This window comes from Streptomyces sp. NPDC048290, assembly GCF_040652095.1.
Taxonomy (GTDB): domain Bacteria; phylum Actinomycetota; class Actinomycetes; order Streptomycetales; family Streptomycetaceae; genus Streptomyces.
The window spans coordinates 59,081-78,973 of record NZ_JBEZLM010000003.1 but is presented as its reverse complement, the minus strand read 5'-3'; the positions used below and the strand labels follow the sequence as shown (position 1 = coordinate 78,973).

The following is a 19,893-nucleotide window of genomic DNA, read 5'->3' as shown; positions in this document are numbered from 1 at the left end:
GCCGGGTGGCGAAGCGCGGCAACGGGCTCGGTGGGACTCCGGTGGAGATCCGGCGTACGGGCCGACCGAACACCTGGGGCGTGCGTACGCCCCTGCACTTCAACCCGGCGACGGGCAGGAAGGAGCGCTACTGGATAGGGCGCGAGTACAAGAACAAGACCGAGGCGGAACGGGCGCTGCGCAAGTGGCACAGCGACCACGAGGCGGGCACCCTCACGCCGCGCTCCGACATGACCATGGCCCAGCTCATGGACGGGTGGCTTGCCAAGCATCGGGGCGAGGACACCACCCGGGAGGGGTATGAGCCGAAGATCCGGCTGCACATCAAGCCGCACATAGGCAGGGTCAAGGTGGTGGAGGTGACGGACGAGCGGCTTGACGAGCTGTACCGGCTCTTGGAGAGCACGCCCATCGAGGCGAACGGGAACAAGCCGCTCGGTCCCAAGAGCGTCCGCCACATCCACAACATCATCTCGGCTGCGCTGGACTCGGTGACCGGACCGAGGAAGCTCCTCACGGTCAACCCGGCCCACACTGCCAACCCGCCCACGGAACGGCAGATCAAGGCGGCACAGCCGGACTTCCCCACGCTCAACGATCACGAGACGGGGCGGTTCCTGGCGGACATCTGGAAGCCGTGCGGCAACCGGGCCTGTGACGGCGGGCTGACTCACCACTGCCTCCGGGATGCCCCGCTGTGGACCTCGTACGCGGCGACCTCGTGTCGGCGCAGCGAGGTGCTGGGGTGGAAGTGGTCGCTCATCCACTGGGACGAGTGCGCCATCGAACTGGCCTGGGTCGTGGTCGAAGAGGGCAACACCTACCGGCTGCGCAAGCTCACCAAGGACGGAGACGACAACGCGATCATCTACGTGGACCAGGCCCTGATGAACGTCCTCAAGTGGCAGAAGGAACGCCAGGACGCGGAGCGGGAACGGCTTGGGGATCTCTGGGTGGACCATGACCTCGTGTTCGCCCGGGACGGCTTCAAGCTCTATCGGGGCGAGGCGGGCGGACCGCAGGACCCGGAGAAGGTGTCGGCCCGCTGGCGGACGGCACGCAACCGTCTGCACCTGCCGGAGAACTTCCGGCTGCACGACTGGCGGGCGTCGAAGATCACGAACGATCTGGACGCCCATGAGAACCCGGTAGAGGTCTCGGCCAACGCCCGGCACCACTCGCCGGGCTACACCATGGCGCGCTACGGCAGGCGTCGCGCCGAGGGAGCGAAGAAGCTGGCCGCTTCGAGCGCCAGCCGGATCGGCCTCTCATCCCTGGTCTGACCAGGCGATTCGCTCGGCTGTTGGTCACGTGGTTGGTCACGCCACAGTCGGAGAAACAGAAAAACCCCACGTGAAGTGAGGTCTCTGCTGGTGTCCGAGGGGGGACTTGAACCCCCACGCCCGATAAAGGGCACTAGCACCTCAAGCTAGCGCGTCTGCCATTCCGCCACCCGGACAAGGTGTCTGCCGCTTGGCGCGGGGGTTTCCCCGCAGCGACGTGGACAACCATACCAAGGTTTCAGAGCGGCTCTCACCTGCGTTTTCCGTGGCTCGGGCACCCCTCTGGGACAGGGGTGCCCGAGCCACAGTTCCGTCACCTTGGGCGACGGATCGGTCACCTCATGTCGTCGGCATGAGGTGGTACTCGGGGAAGTTCCCCGGCAGCCGCTCCCCCGCCGGGCCCCGGGTCACCGCGCGGACCAGCAGCTCGCCGCCGACGAAGGCACCGCGCCAGGACGCGCCGAAGCCGCCGAACAACTCGTCGCGGTCGCCGCGGGAGCGGGGCTTGCCGTGGCCGACCTTGAAGGCGCGGATCTGCGGGGCGAGCCGGTCGTAGGTGGCACGGTCGTCGGTGGACAGGGTGGCGACGAGCGCGCCGTTGGAAGCGTTCATCGCGGCGAGCAGTTCCGCCTCGGTGTCGACCAGGACGATGGTGTCGACCGGGCCGAAGGGCTCGGCGTGGTGGAGGGGGGAGGAGGGGGGCGGGTTGAGGAGGGTGACGGGCTGGACGTAGGCGGAGGTGTCCTGGCCGGGGAGGAGGCGGGCGTCGGAGAGGTGGCCGCGGTGCAGGGGGACGGCGCCGCGGTCGACGGCCTCGGCGACCTGGTCGGTGAGGTCCTTGGCCTTGGCCGCGTTGATCAGCGGGCCGAAGTCAAGGTCGGGGTAGGGGTCGTCGGGGTGGGCGACGGCGAGCGGGTGGCCGACCTTCAGGGTGCGGACGGCCGGGAGGTAGGCCGCGAGGAAGTCGTCGAACAGGGCACGCTGGACGACGAAGCGCGGGTACGCGGTGCAGCGCTGTTTGCCGTAGTCGAAGAGCTTGGGGACGATCGCGGTGAGCGCGTCCCAGTCCGAGTGGTTCCAGATGCCCCAGGTGTTGAGTCCCTCCTGTTCGAGGATGTGCCGCTTGCCGAGGTCGGCGACCGCGGTGGCGACGGCGGCGCCGGTGTCCCGACCGCCGACGAAGGAGACGCAGCCGATCTCGGGCGCCCGCACCAGCGCCTCCGACAGCTCGCCTCCGCTGCCGCTGACGAGGGTGACGGGAATGCCCTCGCGGGCGGCGAGCGCGGCGGCCAGAGTGAGACAGGCGACGCCGCCGTCGGTCGGGGTTTTGGCGATGACCGCATTGCCTGCCAGTGATTGCACCAACATTGCGTGAACGAGCACGCTCATCGGATAGTTCCAGCTCGCGATGTTGGACACCGGTCCGTCCAGCGGGGCGCGGCCTTCCAGCATGGGTTCGATGCCGTCGACGTACCAGCGGACCCCGTCGATGGCCCGGTCGACGTCGGCGGTGGCCAGCCGCCAGGGCTTGCCGATCTCCCAGACCAGCAGCAGGGCGAGCAGTTCCCGGTGCCCGGTGAGGGCGTCGAGGGTGGCGGCGACCCGGGCCCGGCGTTCGGCCAGCGGCAGGTGGCGCCAGGCGCGGTGCTGGTCGAGTGAGGCGCGTACGGCCTGCTGGGCGGTGGCGCGGTCGAGTCGGGGCGGGCCCGCGATGGGGCCGCCGTCGACGGGGGTGGTGGCGGGCAGGGCGCGGCCGTCGGGCTGCCAGGCGGTGTTCCAGAGGTTGAGGACGCGGTCGTCCCGGAAGGCTTCCGGGGCCACGGTCAGACAGCGCTGCCAGGCGTCGGACCAGGAGGTGCCGGATTTCAGGGTGAGGGTGGGGGTGGGGATGGGGGTGGATGTGGGCGTGGGTGGCATTGGTGGACTCCGCTCTCGGTGCACAGTCGGGGCGGGAGGGTGGGTGTCCGGGCGTCGGAGCCGGGGCCAGGGCCGGGGCCGGGGAGTGGTGGCCGGGAAGTCGGCCGGTTCCGGCGGGAACGGGCCCGTGCACGGCGCGCACCGCCGCGCACGGGGAGGGCTGGGCGGGTCACCCTTTGTATGGGGCACCCTTCACATGGGGCACCGTCTACATGGGGCACCCTTTGTGGGGGTCACCCTTTGTTCGACGCTGATGACCTCATGTGACGGGAGAGGGTCGTCCCGTACCTCCAGGGTGGGTCATCCCGTGTGCTCCAGCGCGGCGACGACCAGCCGCGCGGTCTCGGTCGGGGTGTTCCCGACCCGGACACCGACCGCTTCCAGGGCGTCCTTCTTGGCGCTCGCGGTGCCGGAGGAACCGGAGACGATCGCTCCGGCGTGGCCCATGGTCTTGCCCTCGGGGGCGGTGAACCCGGCGATGTAGCCGACGACGGGCTTGGTGACATGCTCGCGGATGTAGGCGGCGGCGCGTTCCTCGGCGTCGCCGCCGATCTCGCCGATGAGGACGATCAGCTCGGTGTCGGGGTCGTCCTGGAAGGCGGCGAGGCAGTCGATGTGGGTGGTGCCGACGACGGGGTCGCCACCGATGCCGACGCAGGTGGAGAAGCCGATGTCACGCAGCTCGTACATCAGCTGGTAGGTGAGGGTGCCGGACTTGGAGACCAGGCCGATCCGGCCGGGCTTGGTGATGTCGGCGGGGATGATCCCGGCGTTGGCCTGGCCGGGGGTGATCAGACCGGGGCAGTTGGGTCCGACGATCCGGGTGCCGCGCCGGCGGGCGTACGCGGTGAAGGCGACGGAGTCATGGACGGGGATGCCCTCGGTGATGACGACGGCGAGGGCGATCCCGGCGTCGGCGGCCTCGGTGACGGCGGCCTTGGCGAAGGCGGGCGGCACGAAGACGACGGTGACGTCGGCGCCGGTGGCCTCCATGCCGTCGTGGACGGTGCCGAAGACCGGGACCGCGCGGTCGTCGAAGTCGACGCTGCGACCGGCCTTGCGCGGGTTGACCCCGCCGACGACATCGGTGCCCGCGGCGAGCATCCGGCGGGTGTGCTTCATGCCCTCGCCGCCGGTCATGCCCTGGACGAGGACCTTGCTCTCCTTGGTGAGGTAGATGGCCATGTCCCGGCTCCTCAGGCGGCGTGGGCGAGTTCGGCGGCGGTGCGGGCGGCGTCGTCCATGGTGGACGACTGGCGGACCAACGGGTGTGCGTAGGTGTCGAGGATGGTGCGGCCCCGGACGGCGTTGTTGCCGTCGAGGCGGACGACGAGTGGTTTGGTGAGGGTGACGGTGTCCAGGGCCTGGACGATGCCGTCGGCGACGGCGTCGCAGGCGGTGATGCCGCCGAAGACATTGACGAAGACGGACGTGACGTCCGGGTCGGAGAGGATGACGGACAGTCCGTCGGCCATGATCTGCGCGGAGGCGCCGCCGCCGATGTCGAGGAAGTTGGCGGGCCTGGCGCCGCAGCCGGCGACCACGTCGAGGGTGGACATGACCAGTCCGGCGCCGTTGCCGATGATGCCGACCTGGCCGTCGAGCTTGACGTAGTTGAGGCCGCGTTCGGCGGCGACGGCCTCCAGCGGGTCGTCGTGCTCGGTGGCCTCCTCGCCCCAGCGGGCCTGGCGGAAGCTCGCGTTGTCGTCCAGGGTGACCTTGCCGTCGAGGGCGAGGATCTGGCCCTGCGCGGTGCGCACCAGCGGGTTGACCTCGACGAGCAGCGCGTCCTCGCGGATCAGCACCTCCCACAGGCGCACCAGGACGTCCACCGTCTGCGGTGGCAGTCCGGCGGCCTGGGCGATCTCGCCCGCCTTGGCGGAAGTGACCCCGGTGGAAGGGTCGATCGGAATGCGGGCCACCGCTTCCGGCCGAGTTGCGGCGACCTCCTCGATGTCCATCCCGCCCTCGGCCGAGGCGATGGCCAGGAACTGACCTGCGGCGCGATCAAGGACATAGGAGACGTAGTACTCGGTCTCGATGTCGACGGGTTGGGCCAGCATCACCTTGGCGACCGTGTGGCCCTTGATGTCCATACCGAGGATCTGACGGGCCGTCAGCTCTGTCGCGGCCGGGTCGGCGGCGAGTTTGACTCCGCCCGCTTTGCCGCGTCCACCCGTCTTGACCTGGGCCTTCACCACGACCCTGCCGCCGAGTCGGCGGGCGATCTCACGGGCTTCCTTGGCCGAGTCGGTGACCTCGGCCCGCGGCACCAAGATGCCGTACTCCTCGAAGAGTTCCCTTGCCTGGTGTTCGTACAGGTCCATCTCGGCTCCTGACTGAAAGTGCCGCACGCCCCCTGGACACCACCCACCGGATGCGGGATAACAACTTCATACAGTATTCGTCGACTGTATGCAATGTACCGCGAGACCGCTCCAACCCCCTACGAAGGGACAGGACTTCGCCATGCCTGACGACAGCCGCGACCAGAACGAGCAGCTCATCTCGGGTGGGCACCTCGTCGCCAAGGCCCTCAAGGCGGAAGGTGTGGAGGTCATCTACACCCTGTGCGGCGGCCACATCATCGACATCTACGACGGCTGCGTCGACGAAGGCATCGAGGTCGTCGACGTCCGCCATGAGCAGGTCGCCGCGCACGCCGCCGACGGCTACGCACGGATCACCGGCAAGCCCGGCTGTGCGGTGGTCACCGCGGGCCCCGGCACCACGGACGCCGTCACCGGTGTCGCCAACGCCTTCCGCGCCGAGTCCCCGATGCTGCTCATCGGCGGCCAGGGCGCGCTCACCCAGCACAAGATGGGGTCCCTCCAGGACCTTCCGCACGTCGACATGATGAACCCGATCACCAAGTTCGCGGCGACCGTGCCGGACACCGCCCGTGCCGCCGACATGGTGTCGATGGCGTTTCGCGAGTGCTACCACGGCGCCCCAGGACCCTCCTTCCTGGAGATCCCGCGCGATGTCCTGGACGCCAAGGTCCCGGCCGCCAAGGCACGCGTTCCGCAGGCCGGCGCCTACCGGGCCTCGACCCGCTCGGCCGGTGACCCCGAGGCCATCGAGAAGCTCGCCGATCTGCTGGTGCACGCCGAGAAGCCGGCCATCCTGCTCGGCAGCCAGGTGTGGACCACCCGGGGCACCGAGTCCGCCATCGAACTGGTCCGCTCCCTGAACATCCCCGCCTACATGAACGGCGCCGGCCGAGGCACCCTGCCGCCCGGCGACCCGCACCACTTCCAGCTCTCCCGCCGCTACGCCTTCTCCCACGCCGATGTCATCGTCATCGTCGGCACCCCCTTCGACTTCCGGATGGGCTACGGCAAGCGGCTCTCCGCCGAGGCCACCGTCGTCCAGATCGACCTGGACTACCGGACCGTCGGCAAGAACCGCGACATCGACCTCGGCATCGTCGGGGACGCCGGACTGGTGCTGAAGTCCGTCACCGAGGCCGCCACCGGGCGGGTCGACGGCGGTGCCTCCCGGCGCAAGGAGTGGCTGGACGAGCTGCGCGCCGCCGAGCAGACCGCCCTGGAGAAGCGGCTGCCCAGCCTGCGCTCGGACGCCTCACCCATCCACCCCTACCGGCTGGTCAGCGAGATCAACGACTTCCTCACCGAGGACTCCATCTACATCGGCGACGGCGGCGACATCGTCACCTTCTCCGGTCAGGTCGTCCAGCCCAAGTCACCCGGCCACTGGATGGACCCGGGCCCGCTCGGCACGCTCGGGGTCGGCATCCCCTTCGTCCTCGCCGCCAAGCAGGCCCGGCCTGACAAGGAGGTCGTCGCGCTCTTCGGCGACGGCGCCTTCTCCCTGACCGGCTGGGACTTCGAGACGCTGGTCCGCTACGACCTCCCCTTCGTCGGCATCGTCGGCAACAACTCCTCCATGAACCAGATCCGCTACGGCCAGGCCGCCAAGTACGGCAAGGAGCGCGAGCGGGTCGGCAACACCCTCGGCGACGTCCACTACGACAAGTTCGCCCAGCTGCTCGGCGGGTACGGCGAGGAGGTCCGCGACCCGGCCGACATCGGCCCGGCGCTGCGCCGCGCCCGTGAGTCCGGCAAGCCGTCGCTGATCAACGTCTGGGTCGACCCGGACGCGTACGCCCCCGGAACCATGAACCAGACCATGTACAAGTGAGGTGATCCGGTGACCGCCAAGGCACTCGAAGGCATCCGCGTCCTGGACATGACCCATGTCCAGTCCGGGCCCTCCGCGACCCAGCTGCTCGCCTGGCTCGGCGCGGACGTGGTCAAGCTGGAGGCCCCGTCGGGCGACATCACGCGCAAGCAGTTGCGTGATCTGCCCGATGTGGACTCGCTCTACTTCACCATGCTCAACAGCAACAAGCGCAGCATCACCCTCAACACCAAGACCGAACGCGGCAAGGAGATCCTCACCGAGCTGATCCGGCGCTCCGATGTCATGGTCGAGAACTTCGGACCGGGCGCGGTCGACCGGATGGGCTTCACCTGGGACCGCATCCAGGAGATCAATCCACGGATCGTCTATGCCTCCATCAAGGGGTTCGGCGAGGGCCCGTACACCAACTTCAAGGCGTACGAGGTCGTCGCTCAGGCGATGGGCGGGTCGATGTCGACCACCGGGTTCGAGGACGGGCCGCCGCTGGCGACGGGGGCCCAGATCGGGGACTCCGGGACCGGTGTGCACGCCGTGGCGGGCATCCTCGCGGCGCTCTACCAGCGGGAGCACACCGGGCGCGGACAGCGGGTCAATGTGGCCATGCAGCACGCTGTGCTCAACCTCTGCCGGGTGAAGCTGCGCGACCAGCAGCGCCTGGCCCATGGACCGCTCCGTGAATATCCCAACGAGGACTTCGGCGACGAGGTTCCCCGCTCCGGGAACGCGTCCGGCGGGGGCCAGCCCGGCTGGGCGGTCCGGTGCGCGCCCGGCGGCCCCAACGACTATGTGTATGTGATCGTCCAGCCGGTCGGCTGGGCGCCCATCACCGAGCTGATCGGGCGGCCCGAGCTGGCCGACGACCCCGAGTGGGCGACGCCGGAGGCCCGGCTGCCCAAGCTCGGCAAGATGTTCCAGCTGATCGAGGAGTGGACCTCCACGCTCCCCAAGTGGGACGTGTTGGAGCAGCTCAACGCGCGCAACGTGCCGTGCGGGCCGATCCTGTCCACCCGGGAGATCATCGAGGACGCCTCACTGGCCACCAACGAGATGGTGGTCAGGGTCCCGCACCCGGAGCGCGGCGAGTACATCACCGTCGGCAGCCCGCTGAAGCTGTCCGACTCCCCCGTCGACGTGGTCGGCTCCCCGCTGCTCGGCGAGCACAACGAGGCGGTCTACATCGGTGAACTGGGCCTCGGTGACGAGGAACTGCGCCTGCTCAAGTCGAACGGAGTGATCTGACGTGATGGCGGAAGACCGGGTGCTGAGGGTGCGCACGCTCCTCGACGCGGTGCGGGCCGAAGGACGGACCGCGCTGACGGCACCCGAGGGCAAGGTGATCGCCGACGCGTACGCCATCGCCGTACCGGGCGAGGAGTTGGCGACGGACGTCGACGAGGCCGTGGCGTACGCCGCGCGGTTCGACGGACCGGTCGTCATGAAGATCGTCTCCCCGGACATCCTGCACAAGACCGACGCCGGCGGTGTCGTCGTCGGCGTGGCGGGCGCGGCGGACGTCAGGGCCGCGTTCCACCGGATCGTGGACAACGCGCGCGCGTACGACGCGGACGCCCGGATCGAGGGCGTGCAGGTGCAGGAGCTGCTGCCGAAGGGGCAGGAGGTGATCGTCGGCGCGGTCACCGACCCGACGTTCGGCAAGGTCGTGGCGTTCGGGCTGGGCGGGGTCCTCGTCGAGGTCCTCAAGGACGTGACGTTCCGGCTGGCCCCGGTCAGTGGCGACGAGGCACTCTCGATGCTGGACTCGATCCGGTCGGCCGAGATCCTGCACGGGGTGCGCGGCGCCCCGGCCGTGGACCGGTGGGCCATGGCCGAGCAGATCCGCCGGGTCTCCGAACTGGTCACGGACTTCCCGGAGATCGCCGAGGTGGACCTCAACCCGGTGATCGCCACTCCGGAGGGGGCCGTCGCCGCGGACATCCGGGTCATCCTCAGCGACACGCCGGTCACAGCGCGGAGGCGGTACACGCGCGAGGAGATCCTCACGTCGATGCGGCGCCTCATGCAGCCGTCCTCGGTGGCCGTCATCGGCGCGTCGAACGAGCGGGGCAAGATCGGCAACTCGGTCATGCGCAACCTGGTCGACGGCGGTTTCGCGGGCGAGATCCACCCGGTGAACCCCAAGTCCGATGACATCCTCGGCCGCAAGGCGTACAAGAGTGTGACGGACGTTCCCGGTGAGGTGGATGTGGCCGTGTTCGCCATTCCCGCCAAGTTCGTGGCGGCGGCGCTGGAGGAGGTCGGGCGCAAGAAGATCCCCAACGCCGTACTGATCCCCTCCGGGTTCGCCGAGACCGGGGAGCACGCGCTCCAGGACGAGATCGTGGCCATCGCCGAGCGGCACGGCGTCCGGCTGCTGGGGCCGAACATCTACGGCTACTACTCGACCTGGCAGGACCTGTGCGCCACCTTCTGCACGCCCTACGACGTCAAGGGCGGGGTCGCGCTGACCTCGCAGTCGGGCGGCATCGGCATGGCCATCCTGGGCTTCGCCCGCACCACCAAGACCGGCGTGTCGGCGATCGTGGGCCTGGGCAACAAGTCGGACCTGGACGAGGACGACCTGCTGACCTGGTTCGGTGAGGACCCCCACACCGAGTGCATCGCCATGCACCTGGAGGACCTCAAGGACGGCCGCGCCTTCGTGCAGGCCGCGCGGGAGACCGTCCCCAAGAAGCCGGTCGTGGTCCTCAAGGCGGGCCGTACGGCGGCCGGTGCCAAGGCGGCCGGTTCACACACCGGGGCCCTCGCGGGCGACGACGCCGTGTACGACGACATCCTGCGCCAGGCCGGGGTCATCAGGGCGCCCGGTCTGCACGACATGCTGGAGTACGCCCGTGCGCTGCCGGTGCTTCCGGCGCCCCGGGGCGACAACGTCGTGATCATCACCGGGGCGGGCGGCAGCGGTGTGCTGCTCTCCGACGCGGTGACTGACAACGGGCTGACCCTGATGGAGATCCCGGAGGACCTGGACGCGGCCTTCCGGACGTTCATCCCGCCCTTCGGGGCGGCGGGCAACCCGGTGGACATCACCGGGGGCGAGCCGCCGTCGACGTACGAGGCGACGATCCGGCTCGGTCTTGAGGACCCGCGGATCCACGCGCTGGTGCTCGGCTACTGGCACACCATCGTGACCCCGCCCATGGTCTTCGCGGAACTCACCGCCCGTGTGGTGGCCGACTTCCGGGAGCGGGGCATAGAGAAGCCCGTCGTGGCCTCCCTGGCGGGCGATGTCGAGGTCGAGGAGGCGTGCCAGTACCTCTTCGAGCGGGGTGTCGTGGCGTATCCGTACACGACCGAGCGGCCGGTTGCCGTGCTGGGCGCCAAGTACCGCTGGGCGCGGGCGGCGGGTCTGTTGGGGGGCGGTTCATGAGGTGAGGGAGCGGGGGCCGGCCGGGTCGTAGGCGCCGGCCGGCCCCAGGGCCCGTGAGCGCACGGGCAGGCACGCGAAAGGCCGAAAGGCATGGACAGGGGGCGCTGGCCAGAACTTTCGACGCTAGGGGTGCAAACCATTGTGACTACCACCGACGTGCCACAGGTGGCCTCGTACCGCGAGGTGACCGACCGGAACGGACGCGTCTACCGGGTCGGCGAGTCCGACATCGACATCATGGGACGCAAGCGCAAGTGGATGGTCATCCTGCCGTGGATCGGCATGATGGGCATCTCCTCGGCCGAGTACGCGTTCGCGTCGGCCGAGGACACGCTGCACATCGCGCACCACTGGAACAGCCTGCACATCTTCTGGATGATGACCGTCTGGATCTTCTTCCAGGCGGCGGTGGCCTTCCCCGCGGGCAAGCTGCGGGAGAGCGGCAGACTGCCGGCCCGCTGGGCGATGATGCTCGGCGCCACCGGCACGCTGCTCGGTTATCTCTCACTGGCCTTCGCGCCACATGTGATCGTCGCCTATATCGGATTCGGCATGTTCAGCGGCATGGGCGCGGGCATGGTGTACGCCACCTGCGTCAACATGGTGGGCAAGTGGTATCCGGAGCGGAAGGGCGGCAAGACGGGATTCGTCAACGGCGGTTTCGCCTATGGTTCGGTGCCCTTCGTGTTCCTCTTCACCGGCTATATGGATCTGACGAACTTCCGCTGGGTGCTGGTCAGTGTGGGGGTCTTCCTCGCCGGTGTGGTCGCCTTCTCGGGCTATTTCTTCCGGGACCCGCCGAAGAACTGGTGGCCCGCCGACATCGACCCGCTGAACCCGCCGAAGGACCCCCGCGCGGCCCGTTCCCTGCGGATGAACCCGCCCGCGGTGCACCAGTACTCCCCGAAGGAGGCGTGGAAGACCGGCCGGGTCGCCCTGATGTGGTTCTGTCTGGCCTGCACATCCGGGGTGAACATCTTCGGTATCGCCTTCCAGGTCGACATCGGTGAGGAAGCCGGATTCGCGGGCGGCATCGTGGCCACGGCCATGTCGCTGAAGGCGATCGTCAACGGCACCGGCCGCGGTGTCATCGGCTGGCTGTCCGACCTGTACGGCCGCAAGCGCTGCCTGCTGGTCGTCTGCGTCATCCTGGGCCTGTCCCAGTACGGAATCCTCTGGTCGGCCGAGATCAAGAACCTTCCGCTGTTCCTGGTCTTCTCCTCGATCTCCGGATTCGGCGGCGGCGCCATCTTCCCCATGTTCGCCGCGCTCACCGCGGACTACTTCGGTGAGAACAACAACGCGTCCAACTACGGCATGGTCTACAGCGCCAAGCTGGTCTCCGGTCTCGGCGCGGGCATGGGTGCCGTGGTCGTCGGCGCCTGGGGCCACTCCGGTGCCTTCATCCTGGCCGGTTCCATCTCACTGTTCGCCGGATGCATGGCCCTGTTCCTGAAACCACCGGGGCGCGACCACGAGAAGCGCATCACTCCCAACCCGCAACCGCTCGGCGAGGAAACCGCGTGACATGACGGCAGATCCGTACGCAGCAAGGAACAGCACGTCCGCACCGTCCGACGCCGCACACCGTCCCTATCGCGAGGTGACCGACTCGTGTGGCCGGCTCTACCGCATCGGTGAGACCGACCGTGACATCCTCGGCCATTCCCGCCAGGCCATGTATGTCGGTTCCGGTATGTGTCTGCTCGGATTTCTGGCCCTGTCCCACCTCAGTGATGTCCTGCTGGCGATCCTCGGTTTCGGGGTCGTCGGTGGAATCGGCGCCGGCCTGATCTACGCCACCTGCATCAACATGGTCGGCACATGGTTCCCCGAACGACGCGGCGCCCGCACCGGGTTCGTCAACGGAGGATTCGCGTACGGATCACTGCCGTTCATCTTCATCTTCAACTACGGGTTCGACACCGCGAACTATCACCGGGTCCTCGATCTGATCGGGCTCTACATCATGATCGTGGTCGCGGGCTGCGCATTCTTCTTCAAGGACCCGCCGAAGAACTGGTGGCCCGCGGAGGTCGCCGTCCCCGACCCGGCCGCCGCCCGGACGTCCGGCACGGCGTTCGCCAGGAATCCCCCGGCGGTCCGGCAGTACACGCCGATGGAGGCGATCCGCACCGGGATGCTGCCCCTGATGTGGATCTCCGTGGTGCTGACGGCCGGGGTGTCGATCTTCGGGATCTCCTTCCAGGTCGACTTCGCCAAGGAGGTCGGTTTCGGCCCCCTGGTGGCCGCCTCCTCCATGGGGGTCATGGCGGTCGTCAACGGCGTCGGCCGGGGCGTGGTGGGCTGGCTCTCCGACCGCTGGGGCCGCAAGTCCACCCTGGTGTTCGTGGTCGTCGTCCTGGGCCTGGCCCAGTTCGGTGTGATCTGGGCCGGTCATCTGCGCAGCGAGTGGCTGTTCCTGGCGTTCGCCTTCCTGTCCGGGTTCGGCGGCGGCGCGTTCTATCCGCTGTTCGCCGCGCTCACCCCGGATTACTTCGGTGAGAACTACAACGCCACGAACTACGGCCTGGTGTACAGCGGCAAGCTGATCAGCGGCCTGTTCGGCGGCGGCCTCGGCTCCATGGCCGTCGCCGCGTGGGGCTACTACGGCGCGTACGCGCTGGCCGGGGGGCTGTCGATGGTCGCCGCGGCCATCGCGCTGCTGCTGCGCCAGCCGGGGCACGGCACACCCGGTGGCCGGGGCGCGCCGGGCGGACCGCAGCCGCAGCCGACGGGCTGAAGCCGGCCGGTCCCGCCGCCTGATGGAAGGAGGCCCTCCCCTTGACCGGGGAGGGCCTCCTTCCTGTGCGGCTTGTGCCGTGCGGGCTAGGCCGTGGGGGTCAGCACTTCTCGCGCAGCGAGTGCAGGTGCTCGCTGGAGCGGCGGGCGAAGCGGAACGAGTCGCCCGGGTTGTCGTGCTCGGCCTGCCAGTGGTGGTAGGGGCGCTGGCCGCGCAGGCGGGTGACGGCGGAGATGAACTTCTGGTAGTCGATGTCGCCGTCGCCGACGTCGGTCATGCTGTAGCCGTAGGCGGTCGACGGGTCGTAGTCGCCGTCCTTGACGTGGAACAGCGGGTAGCGGTCGGGCTGCTTGAGGACGTACCGCACCGGGTCGAACGGGGCCGGGGTGCCGTCGGGGCGCTTGGAGAAGCGGTGCTGGCCGACGAACGCCCAGTAGATGTCCATCTCCAGGTAGACGAGGTCGGGGTCGGTCTCGGCGAGCAGCACGTCGTAGAGCCGGACCTTGGGGTTGTCGCTGGCGAAGGAGAACTCCTCGGAATGGTTGTGCTGGTAGAACTTCATGCCGCGCTTGCGGGCGGCGGCGCCGTAGGTGTTGAACTCGGCGGCGGCGCGCTTCCAGGCGTCGACGGTGTTGCCGTAGCGGAACGGGCCGGAGGCGGTGCCGATGTGCTTGAGGCCGAGGGCCTGGGCGTCGTCCAGGACCTTGGTGAGGTTCTGGGCGAAGGTGTAGGCGTTGGGGTCGTTGGAGTAGTAGCCGACGTGGCTGCCGATCGGGTTGAGGCCGTGGTCCTTCGCCAGCCGCTTGAGCTGGGCGAGGGTGATCGGGCCCGCCGCGCCCTGGGAGTAGCCGGCCAGCTCGATCTCGTCGTAGCCGTAGCGCTCCAGCTCGGCGAAGACGGGGGCGAAGCCGAGGGTGGAGATCTTGTCGCGGAGGCTGTAGAGCTGGATGCCGAGTCGGCCGGGGGGCAGCACGGGACGGCCTCGGCCGCCGCGCTGGTCGGGGGCGGCCAGCGCCGGGGTGGCGCTGGCGCCGACGAGAGCGGCGGCGGTGGCGCCCGCGGCCACACCGAGCATGCCTCTTCTGCTGAGACGGTGGGACAGTTCGGGGTCGTGCGCCTTGCTGGTGCGAGGCGTGCGGCTCATGGGAACTCCTTGTGATCGCAGGGCGTTGTCAGTGGTGAGTGCTTCACTGATGACCAGTGAGAAGCTGTGAGGATCAGTGAGAACCAGTGATGAGCGCTGATGCGCACTGATGACTCGTGGTCGTCAGGGAGAAGAACTCACTACTGAGGGAAGAGTCGGATCGCCGGGTCCGACGGGCCGGCCGAGGCCGGCGAGATGGAGCAGGAGTGACTTGACATCGGTGGCCGCTACGCGGTCTCCGACAGCGCGGGGGGTGGAGCAGATGATGAGCGGACCGTCGTCGTCGCTCAGGGGCAGGCGGCCATGGCTGCCGCGAATAGGTGAGGGATCCAGAGGCACGACCGCCATGCGGTAGCGCATGCCGAGCTTCTTGCGGGCCAGCGCGGTCGCGGCCTTGACCTTGACATAGGGGTCGAGGGGGTCCATGAACAGCTCGACCGGGTCGTAGCCGGGTTTGCGGTGGATCTCCACGAGCTGCGCGAAGTCGGGCGCGCGGGCGTCGTCGAGCCAGTAGTAGTACGTGAACCAGGCGTCGGGTTCCGCGACGGCCACGAGTTCTCCGGCGCGCGGATGGTCCAGCTGGTGGGTCTTCTTGCCCTCGTCGTCCAGGAGCTGCTCGATGCCGGGCAGCCCGGCGAGGGCGGCGCGGGTCGCGTCGAGGTCCTCGGGGCGGCGGACATAGACATGGGCGATCTGGTGGTCGGCGACCGCGAAGGCGCGGGAGGCCATCGTGTCCAGGTACTCCATGCCGTCCTGGGTGTGCACTTCCAGCAGTCCGGCGCGGCGCAGGGCGCGGTTGATGTCCACGGGCCGGCTGACGGGAGTGATGCCGTACTCGGACAGGACGACGACGGTTCGGCCTTCGGCGCGGGCGTCGTCCAGGAGGGGGGCCAGGGCCGTGTCGAGGTCGGCGGCGGCCTTGAGGGAGCGGGGGTCGTCGGGGCCGTAGCGCTGGAGGTCGTAGTCGAGGTGCGGGAGGTAGCACAGGGTGAGGTCGGGGTGGCGGGTGGCCATGATGTGGCGGGTGGCGTCGATGATCCAGCGGCTGGAGACCAGATCGGCGCCGGGGCCCCAGAAGTTGAACAGGGGGAAGGTGCCCAGTTTCGCGGTGAGTTCGTCGTGCAGGGCGGGGGGCCGGGTGTAGCAGTCGGGTTCCTTGCGGCCGTCGGCGTAGTAGACGGGACGGGGGGTCACGGTGAAGTCGGTGTCCGCGCCCATGGCGTACCACCAGCAGATGTTGGCGACGGTGTAGCCGGGGTGGGCGCGGCGGGCGGCGTCCCAGAGTTTGTCGCCGGAGACCAGACCGTTGTGCTGGCGCCAGAGCAGGACGTCGCCGAGTTCGCGGAAGTACCAGCCGTTGCCGACGATGCCGTGCTCGGACGGCATGGTGCCGGTGAGGAAGGTGGACTGGGCGGCGCAGGTGACGGCGGGCAGGACGGTGCCGAGCGGGGCGTGGGAGCCGGACCGGCCGAGGGCCTTGAGGTGGGGCATGTGGTCGAGCAGCCGGGGGGTGAGACCGACGACGTCCATGACGAGGAGCGGGGTGGGGCCGCTGTCCCCGGTGGTGGCCGGGGGTTCCGGGGGCGGGGTCACGGCAGCTCCTTGAGTCCGAGGTCGGTCAGCAGGTCGCGGGCGAGGGTGAGTTCGGCGGCGATGCCGTCGGCGAGCTGGTTGCGGGCGCGGGGCCGCAGCTCGGGCGGGAGGGCCTGCCAGGTGTAGGTCTCGACCTCCAGATGGCGGGTGAGCGGGACGGGCCCGCCGACCAGCCGGGCCAGCGTGGTGCGCAGGACGGGGAGAGTGGAGGTGAGGGGCGCCGCGGGGGCGGCGTGCAGGGGGACGTGGAAGTGGGAGCGCCAGGGGGCGGCGTCGGGAAGGTGGTCGCCGCTCAGGGCTTCGCCGAGGTCGTCGGTACCGCGCAGTCCGGCGGCGGTGGCGGTGCGGGTCTGGTGCAGGAAGCGGGGTTCGTCGAAGGCGGCGAGCGCCTCGCGGACCTCGGGGAGGTGGGGCTGTTCGGCGTGCAGGGCGGCGGACAGCTGGGATTTGACGACGGGGACGCCATGGGCGGTGAGGGCGTCCAGGGCGGTGTGCGGATCTTCGAAGGAGGTGGCGAGATGGCAGGTGTCGACACAGACGCCGACACGGGGGTGGCCGATGGCGGTGAGCGGGGCGAGGGCGTCGGCGGTGGTCTCGACGACACAGCCGGGTTCCGGTTCCAGGCCGATGCGCAGGGAGCGGCCGGTGAGTTCCTCAAGGGCGTCGAGGCGTTCGGCGAGGGTGAGCAGGGCGGTGCGGGCGGTGTCGAGGCGGTGCGGGTCGGCGGCGGTGCGCCAGGCCAGCGGCAGGGTGGAGATGCTGCCCTCGGTGACGTCGTCGGGCAGCAGTCCGGCGAGGAGCCGGGCGAGGGCGGTGGTGTACTCCAGCCGCTCGGGGTCGGCCCAGTCGGGCTGGTAGACGCGGTACTTGACCTCCTCGGCGCCGAAGCCCTCATAGGGGAAGCCGTTGAGGGTGACGACCTCCAGGCCGCGCTGGTCGAGTTCGGTGCGCAGGGTGCGCAGCGCGGAGGGGTCGGAGACGAGGGTTCCGGCGGCGTCCTTGGCGAGCCACAGTCCGATGCCGAGGCGGTCGCGGCCGAGGCGGCGGCGGACGGGTTCACAGTGGTCACGGAGCTGGGCGAGGACACCGTCGAAGGTCTCGGCGGGGTGGACATTGGTGCAGTAGGCGAGGTGCACGGTGGAGCCGTCGGGGTGGCGGAAGCGCATCGCTCACTCCCCGCCGCGCAGGATGGAGTTGCCCTCGTGGGTGGCGTCGGTGGCGGTGACGTCGAGGCTCAGCCGGCCGCTCAGTCCGTAGAAGGCGACCGGGTTGCGCCACAGCACCAGGTCGACATCGTCGTCGGAGAAGCCCTCGGCCAGCATCAGGTCGGCGACCTTGCGGGTCTTCAGGGGGTCGCTGCGGCCCCAGTCGGCGGCGGAGTTGACGAGCACCTGCTCGGGGCCGTACTCGCGCAGGACGGCGACCATCCGGGCCTCGTCCATCTTGGTGTCGGGATAGACGGAGAAACCGAGCCAGCAGCCGCTGTCCTTGGCCTCCTTGACGGTGGTCTCGTTGAGGTGGTCGATCAGGACCCGCTCCAGGGGCAGCGCGGACTCGCGGACCACGTCGATGGTGCGGCGCAGCCCGGTGAGCTTGTCGCGGTGCGGGGTGTGCACCAGGGCGGGCAGGCCGTGGTCGGCGGCGAGCTGGAGCTGGGTGGACAGGGCGGTGTCCTCGGCGGGGGTCATGGAGTCGTAGCCGATCTCACCGACGGCGACGACCTGGTCCTTGACGAGATAGCGGGGCAGCGCGTCCAGGACGGGCAGGCAGCGGGGGTCGTTGGCCTCCTTGGGATTGAGGGCGATGGTGCAGTGGTGGGCGATGCCGTACTGGGCGGCGCGGAAGGGTTCCCAGCCGAGGAGGGAGTCGAAGTAGTCGAGGAAGCTGGCGGGCGAGGTGCGGGGCTGGCCGAGCCAGAAGGCGGGTTCTACGACGGCGCGTACGCCCGCCGCGTACATGGCCTCGTAGTCGTCGGTGGTCCTGGAGGTCATGTGGATGTGGGGATCGAAGATGCGCATCAGGACTCCTTGCCGTGGGGGTCGGCCGTGCTCCGCCGGCTGGTCGTGGTCAGGGCCAGCACCCGGTGCAGGTCCTTGGGGACGTCCCGGCCGGCCGCGGTGCGTTCGGCGGCGAAATCGGCGAGCATCCGGGCCAGTTCGTCGTCCCCGGCGGCGCGCGGGGCGAGGTCCGTGATGTCGGCGACGGGCACACCGGTGAACAGGCACTTCAGTACCGCGTGGCGCCAGGCGTGGGCGGTGAGATGGGTCGCCCCGTAGGGGCCGAGAGCGGCGGCCACGAGGGTGGTGTCGTTGGTGCGCAGGGCGTCCTCGACCAAGGGGAGGGCTTCCGGGCCCGGGACGAGATGGGTGAGGGCGTGCAGCACGGCGCGGCGTTCGGCGCCGGTGCCCTGGGAGTAGACCCGGGTGAGGGCGGCGGCGTCGGCGCGGGCGGCGTGCAGGATCAGTACCCGGGCGGCGTCGGCGTGGTCGGGGCCGCAGCGGCGGCCGGCCTCGGCGAGGCGCAGTTCCCAGACGGAGATCGGGCCATGACTGCCGGGGTGGGCGGCGGCCTCCTCCAGGGCGTGGTCCAGCCAGGCGGCGGCGTCCTCGTCGAGCCGGGTGGTCAGACGGGTGCGCAGGTCGCCCAGGGGGATGCCGGTGGGTGCGGTGTCCAGGCTGCTGCGGTGGTTCATCGGGGGCTCCCTTGTGGGGAAGGCGCGGCATGGCGGAGGAACGGGAGGGAGAGTTCGGCGTAGTGGGGGCCCGCGTGGGAGTGGCGGGGCAGTTCCACGACGGTCAGTCCCTGGTAGCCGGTGGCGGCGAGGGCGGTGAGGACCTCGGGGAAGTCGATCTCGCCCTCGCCCAGCGGAAGGTGCTCATGGACGCCGCGGCACATGTCCTCGATCTGCACATGGCGCAGCCAGGGTCCGGCGGCACGGACGCAGTCGGCGGGCGGGAGCGGCTCCAGGCACTGGCAGTGGCCGATGTCCAGGGTGAGGCCGAGGTGCTCGGGGTCGCCGAGCGCGCGGCGCAGCCGGTGGAAGTCGGCGAGGGTGGCGAGGAGGTGACCTGGTTCGGGTTCGACGGCGAGGGGGATGCCGGCGGTGGTCGCGGCGTCCAGGACGGGGGTGAGGGTGTCGGCGAGCCGCGCCCAGGCGGTGTCGGGGTCGGTGCCGGACGGGAGGGTGCCGCTGAAGCAGTGCACGGCGTGGGCGCCGAGTTCGGCGGCGATGGACACCGCCCGCAGCAGCAGGTCCACCCGGCGGGCGCGGTCCTCGGAGTCCGGGTCGAGCAGGGACGGGCCGTGCTTGCGGCGCGGGTCGAGGACATAGCGGGCACCGGTCTCGACGGTGACCTCCAGGCCCAGTTTGTCCAGGAGTTCGGCGGTGCGGCGAGTGCGGGCGGCGATGTCCGGGGCGAACGGGTCGAGGTGCATGTGGTCGAGGGTGAGGCCGAGTCCGTCGTAGCCGAGGTCGGCGAGCAGGTGCAGGGCGTCGTCCAGGCGGAGGTCGGCGAGGCCGTTGGTGCCGTAGCCGAAGCGGAGGCCGCCTTCGGCGGGGGTGGGGGTGGGGGTGGGATGGGGTGCGGGGGCGGGCGAGGGGGGGCGGTGGGGCTCGGGGCGGTTCTTTGGCTGGGGGTTGTTGTGGGGCTCGGGGGTG

Annotated in this window: 14 protein-coding genes, 1 tRNA gene and 1 pseudogene; 6 read left to right on the top strand and 10 right to left on the bottom strand. The window is 69.9% G+C overall.

Annotated features, from left to right (window positions below; translation table 11 throughout):
• Positions 1-5: 5 nt before the first annotated feature.
• Positions 6-1,283: a hypothetical protein gene (locus AB0D49_RS05150; RefSeq protein WP_362750960.1), complete on the top strand. Its 1,278-nt coding sequence runs from the start codon at positions 6-8 to the stop codon at positions 1,281-1,283.
• 88 nt (positions 1,284-1,371) lie between these two features.
• On the opposite strand, the gene AB0D49_RS05145 is transcribed toward AB0D49_RS05150, so the two are convergent.
• The 4 genes from AB0D49_RS05145 to sucC form a co-directional block, all read right to left on the bottom strand.
• Positions 1,372-1,459: transfer RNA gene (locus tag AB0D49_RS05145), tRNA-Leu, on the bottom strand.
• A gap of 163 nt (positions 1,460-1,622) precedes the next feature.
• Positions 1,623-3,200: an aldehyde dehydrogenase family protein gene (locus AB0D49_RS05140; protein WP_362750957.1), complete on the bottom strand. Its 1,578-nt coding sequence runs from the start codon at positions 3,198-3,200 to the stop codon at positions 1,623-1,625.
• Positions 3,201-3,500: 300 nt separating this feature from the next.
• On the bottom strand, positions 3,501-4,385 hold the full coding sequence (gene sucD, locus AB0D49_RS05135; RefSeq protein ID WP_362750954.1) for a succinate--CoA ligase subunit alpha: 885 nt from the start codon (positions 4,383-4,385) through the stop codon (positions 3,501-3,503).
• Between the two features lie 11 nt (positions 4,386-4,396).
• Positions 4,397-5,527 (bottom strand): ADP-forming succinate--CoA ligase subunit beta, encoded by a 1,131-nt coding sequence (gene sucC / locus AB0D49_RS05130; RefSeq protein ID WP_362750951.1) that lies wholly within the window; start codon positions 5,525-5,527, stop codon positions 4,397-4,399.
• Positions 5,528-5,669: 142 nt separating this feature from the next.
• Between sucC and AB0D49_RS05125 the strand changes: the two genes are divergently transcribed.
• The 5 genes from AB0D49_RS05125 to AB0D49_RS05105 all read left to right on the top strand — a co-directional run bounded on the left by AB0D49_RS05125 (position 5,670) and on the right by AB0D49_RS05105 (position 13,498).
• Positions 5,670-7,364 carry a thiamine pyrophosphate-binding protein gene (locus AB0D49_RS05125; RefSeq protein WP_362750948.1) on the top strand — a complete coding sequence of 565 codons (1,695 nt, stop codon included), beginning with the start codon at positions 5,670-5,672 and terminating at the stop codon, positions 7,362-7,364.
• A gap of 9 nt (positions 7,365-7,373) precedes the next feature.
• Positions 7,374-8,606 carry a formyl-CoA transferase gene (frc, locus tag AB0D49_RS05120; protein WP_362750945.1) on the top strand — a complete coding sequence of 411 codons (1,233 nt, stop codon included), beginning with the start codon at positions 7,374-7,376 and terminating at the stop codon, positions 8,604-8,606.
• Positions 8,607-8,610: 4 nt separating this feature from the next.
• A complete protein-coding gene (locus AB0D49_RS05115) occupies positions 8,611-10,755 on the top strand; it encodes an acetate--CoA ligase family protein (protein ID WP_362750942.1) in 2,145 nt (714 codons plus the stop codon).
• A gap of 141 nt (positions 10,756-10,896) precedes the next feature.
• Positions 10,897-12,282, top strand: coding sequence for an OFA family MFS transporter (locus tag AB0D49_RS05110; RefSeq protein WP_362750939.1), 1,386 nt, complete (start codon positions 10,897-10,899; stop codon positions 12,280-12,282).
• A gap of 1 nt (position 12,283) precedes the next feature.
• Entirely contained in the window at positions 12,284-13,498 is a 1,215-nt protein-coding gene (locus AB0D49_RS05105) for an OFA family MFS transporter (protein ID WP_362750936.1), read from the top strand.
• A gap of 100 nt (positions 13,499-13,598) precedes the next feature.
• Here AB0D49_RS05105 and AB0D49_RS05100 read toward each other — a convergent pair whose 3' ends face one another.
• The 6 genes and pseudogenes from AB0D49_RS05100 to AB0D49_RS05075 form a co-directional block, all read right to left on the bottom strand.
• Entirely contained in the window at positions 13,599-14,642 is a 1,044-nt protein-coding gene (locus AB0D49_RS05100; RefSeq protein WP_362750933.1) for a sugar phosphate isomerase/epimerase, read from the bottom strand.
• 123 nt (positions 14,643-14,765) lie between these two features.
• Positions 14,766-16,172 (bottom strand): nucleotide pyrophosphatase/phosphodiesterase family protein, encoded by a 1,407-nt coding sequence (locus AB0D49_RS05095; RefSeq protein WP_362752037.1) that lies wholly within the window; start codon positions 16,170-16,172, stop codon positions 14,766-14,768.
• Between the two features lie 59 nt (positions 16,173-16,231).
• Positions 16,232-17,401, bottom strand: coding sequence for a metabolite traffic protein EboE (gene eboE / locus AB0D49_RS05090; protein ID WP_362750930.1), 1,170 nt, complete (start codon positions 17,399-17,401; stop codon positions 16,232-16,234).
• Between the two features lie 3 nt (positions 17,402-17,404).
• Positions 17,405-18,253 carry a TatD family hydrolase gene (locus tag AB0D49_RS05085; RefSeq protein ID WP_362750927.1) on the bottom strand — a complete coding sequence of 283 codons (849 nt, stop codon included), beginning with the start codon at positions 18,251-18,253 and terminating at the stop codon, positions 17,405-17,407.
• Positions 18,253-18,927 carry an EboA domain-containing protein gene (locus AB0D49_RS05080; RefSeq protein ID WP_362750924.1) on the bottom strand — a complete coding sequence of 225 codons (675 nt, stop codon included), beginning with the start codon at positions 18,925-18,927 and terminating at the stop codon, positions 18,253-18,255. The genes AB0D49_RS05085 and AB0D49_RS05080 overlap by 1 nt, the downstream gene beginning before the upstream one ends.
• Positions 18,924-19,778: pseudogene (locus AB0D49_RS05075) on the bottom strand (sugar phosphate isomerase/epimerase family protein); the annotation flags it as partial. The gene AB0D49_RS05080 and the pseudogene AB0D49_RS05075, both read right to left, overlap by 4 nt.
• Positions 19,779-19,893 lie beyond the last annotated feature (115 nt).

Coding starts and splice junctions, on each gene's coding strand:
- sucD (WP_362750954.1), bottom strand. CDS start 4,385: ATGGCCATCTACCTCACCAAGGAGAGCAAGGTCCTCGTCCAGGGCATG.
- AB0D49_RS05100 (WP_362750933.1), bottom strand. CDS start 14,642: ATGAGCCGCACGCCTCGCACCAGCAAGGCGCACGACCCCGAACTGTCC.
- AB0D49_RS05085 (WP_362750927.1), bottom strand. CDS start 18,253: ATGCGCATCTTCGATCCCCACATCCACATGACCTCCAGGACCACCGAC.
- AB0D49_RS05140 (WP_362750957.1), bottom strand. CDS start 3,200: ATGCCACCCACGCCCACATCCACCCCCATCCCCACCCCCACCCTCACC.
- AB0D49_RS05105 (WP_362750936.1), top strand. CDS start 12,284: ATGACGGCAGATCCGTACGCAGCAAGGAACAGCACGTCCGCACCGTCC.
- AB0D49_RS05080 (WP_362750924.1), bottom strand. CDS start 18,927: ATGAACCACCGCAGCAGCCTGGACACCGCACCCACCGGCATCCCCCTG.
- sucC (WP_362750951.1), bottom strand. CDS start 5,527: ATGGACCTGTACGAACACCAGGCAAGGGAACTCTTCGAGGAGTACGGC.
- eboE (WP_362750930.1), bottom strand. CDS start 17,401: ATGCGCTTCCGCCACCCCGACGGCTCCACCGTGCACCTCGCCTACTGC.
- AB0D49_RS05095 (WP_362752037.1), bottom strand. CDS start 16,172: ATGGACGTCGTCGGTCTCACCCCCCGGCTGCTCGACCACATGCCCCAC.
- AB0D49_RS05125 (WP_362750948.1), top strand. CDS start 5,670: ATGCCTGACGACAGCCGCGACCAGAACGAGCAGCTCATCTCGGGTGGG.
- AB0D49_RS05115 (WP_362750942.1), top strand. CDS start 8,611: ATGGCGGAAGACCGGGTGCTGAGGGTGCGCACGCTCCTCGACGCGGTG.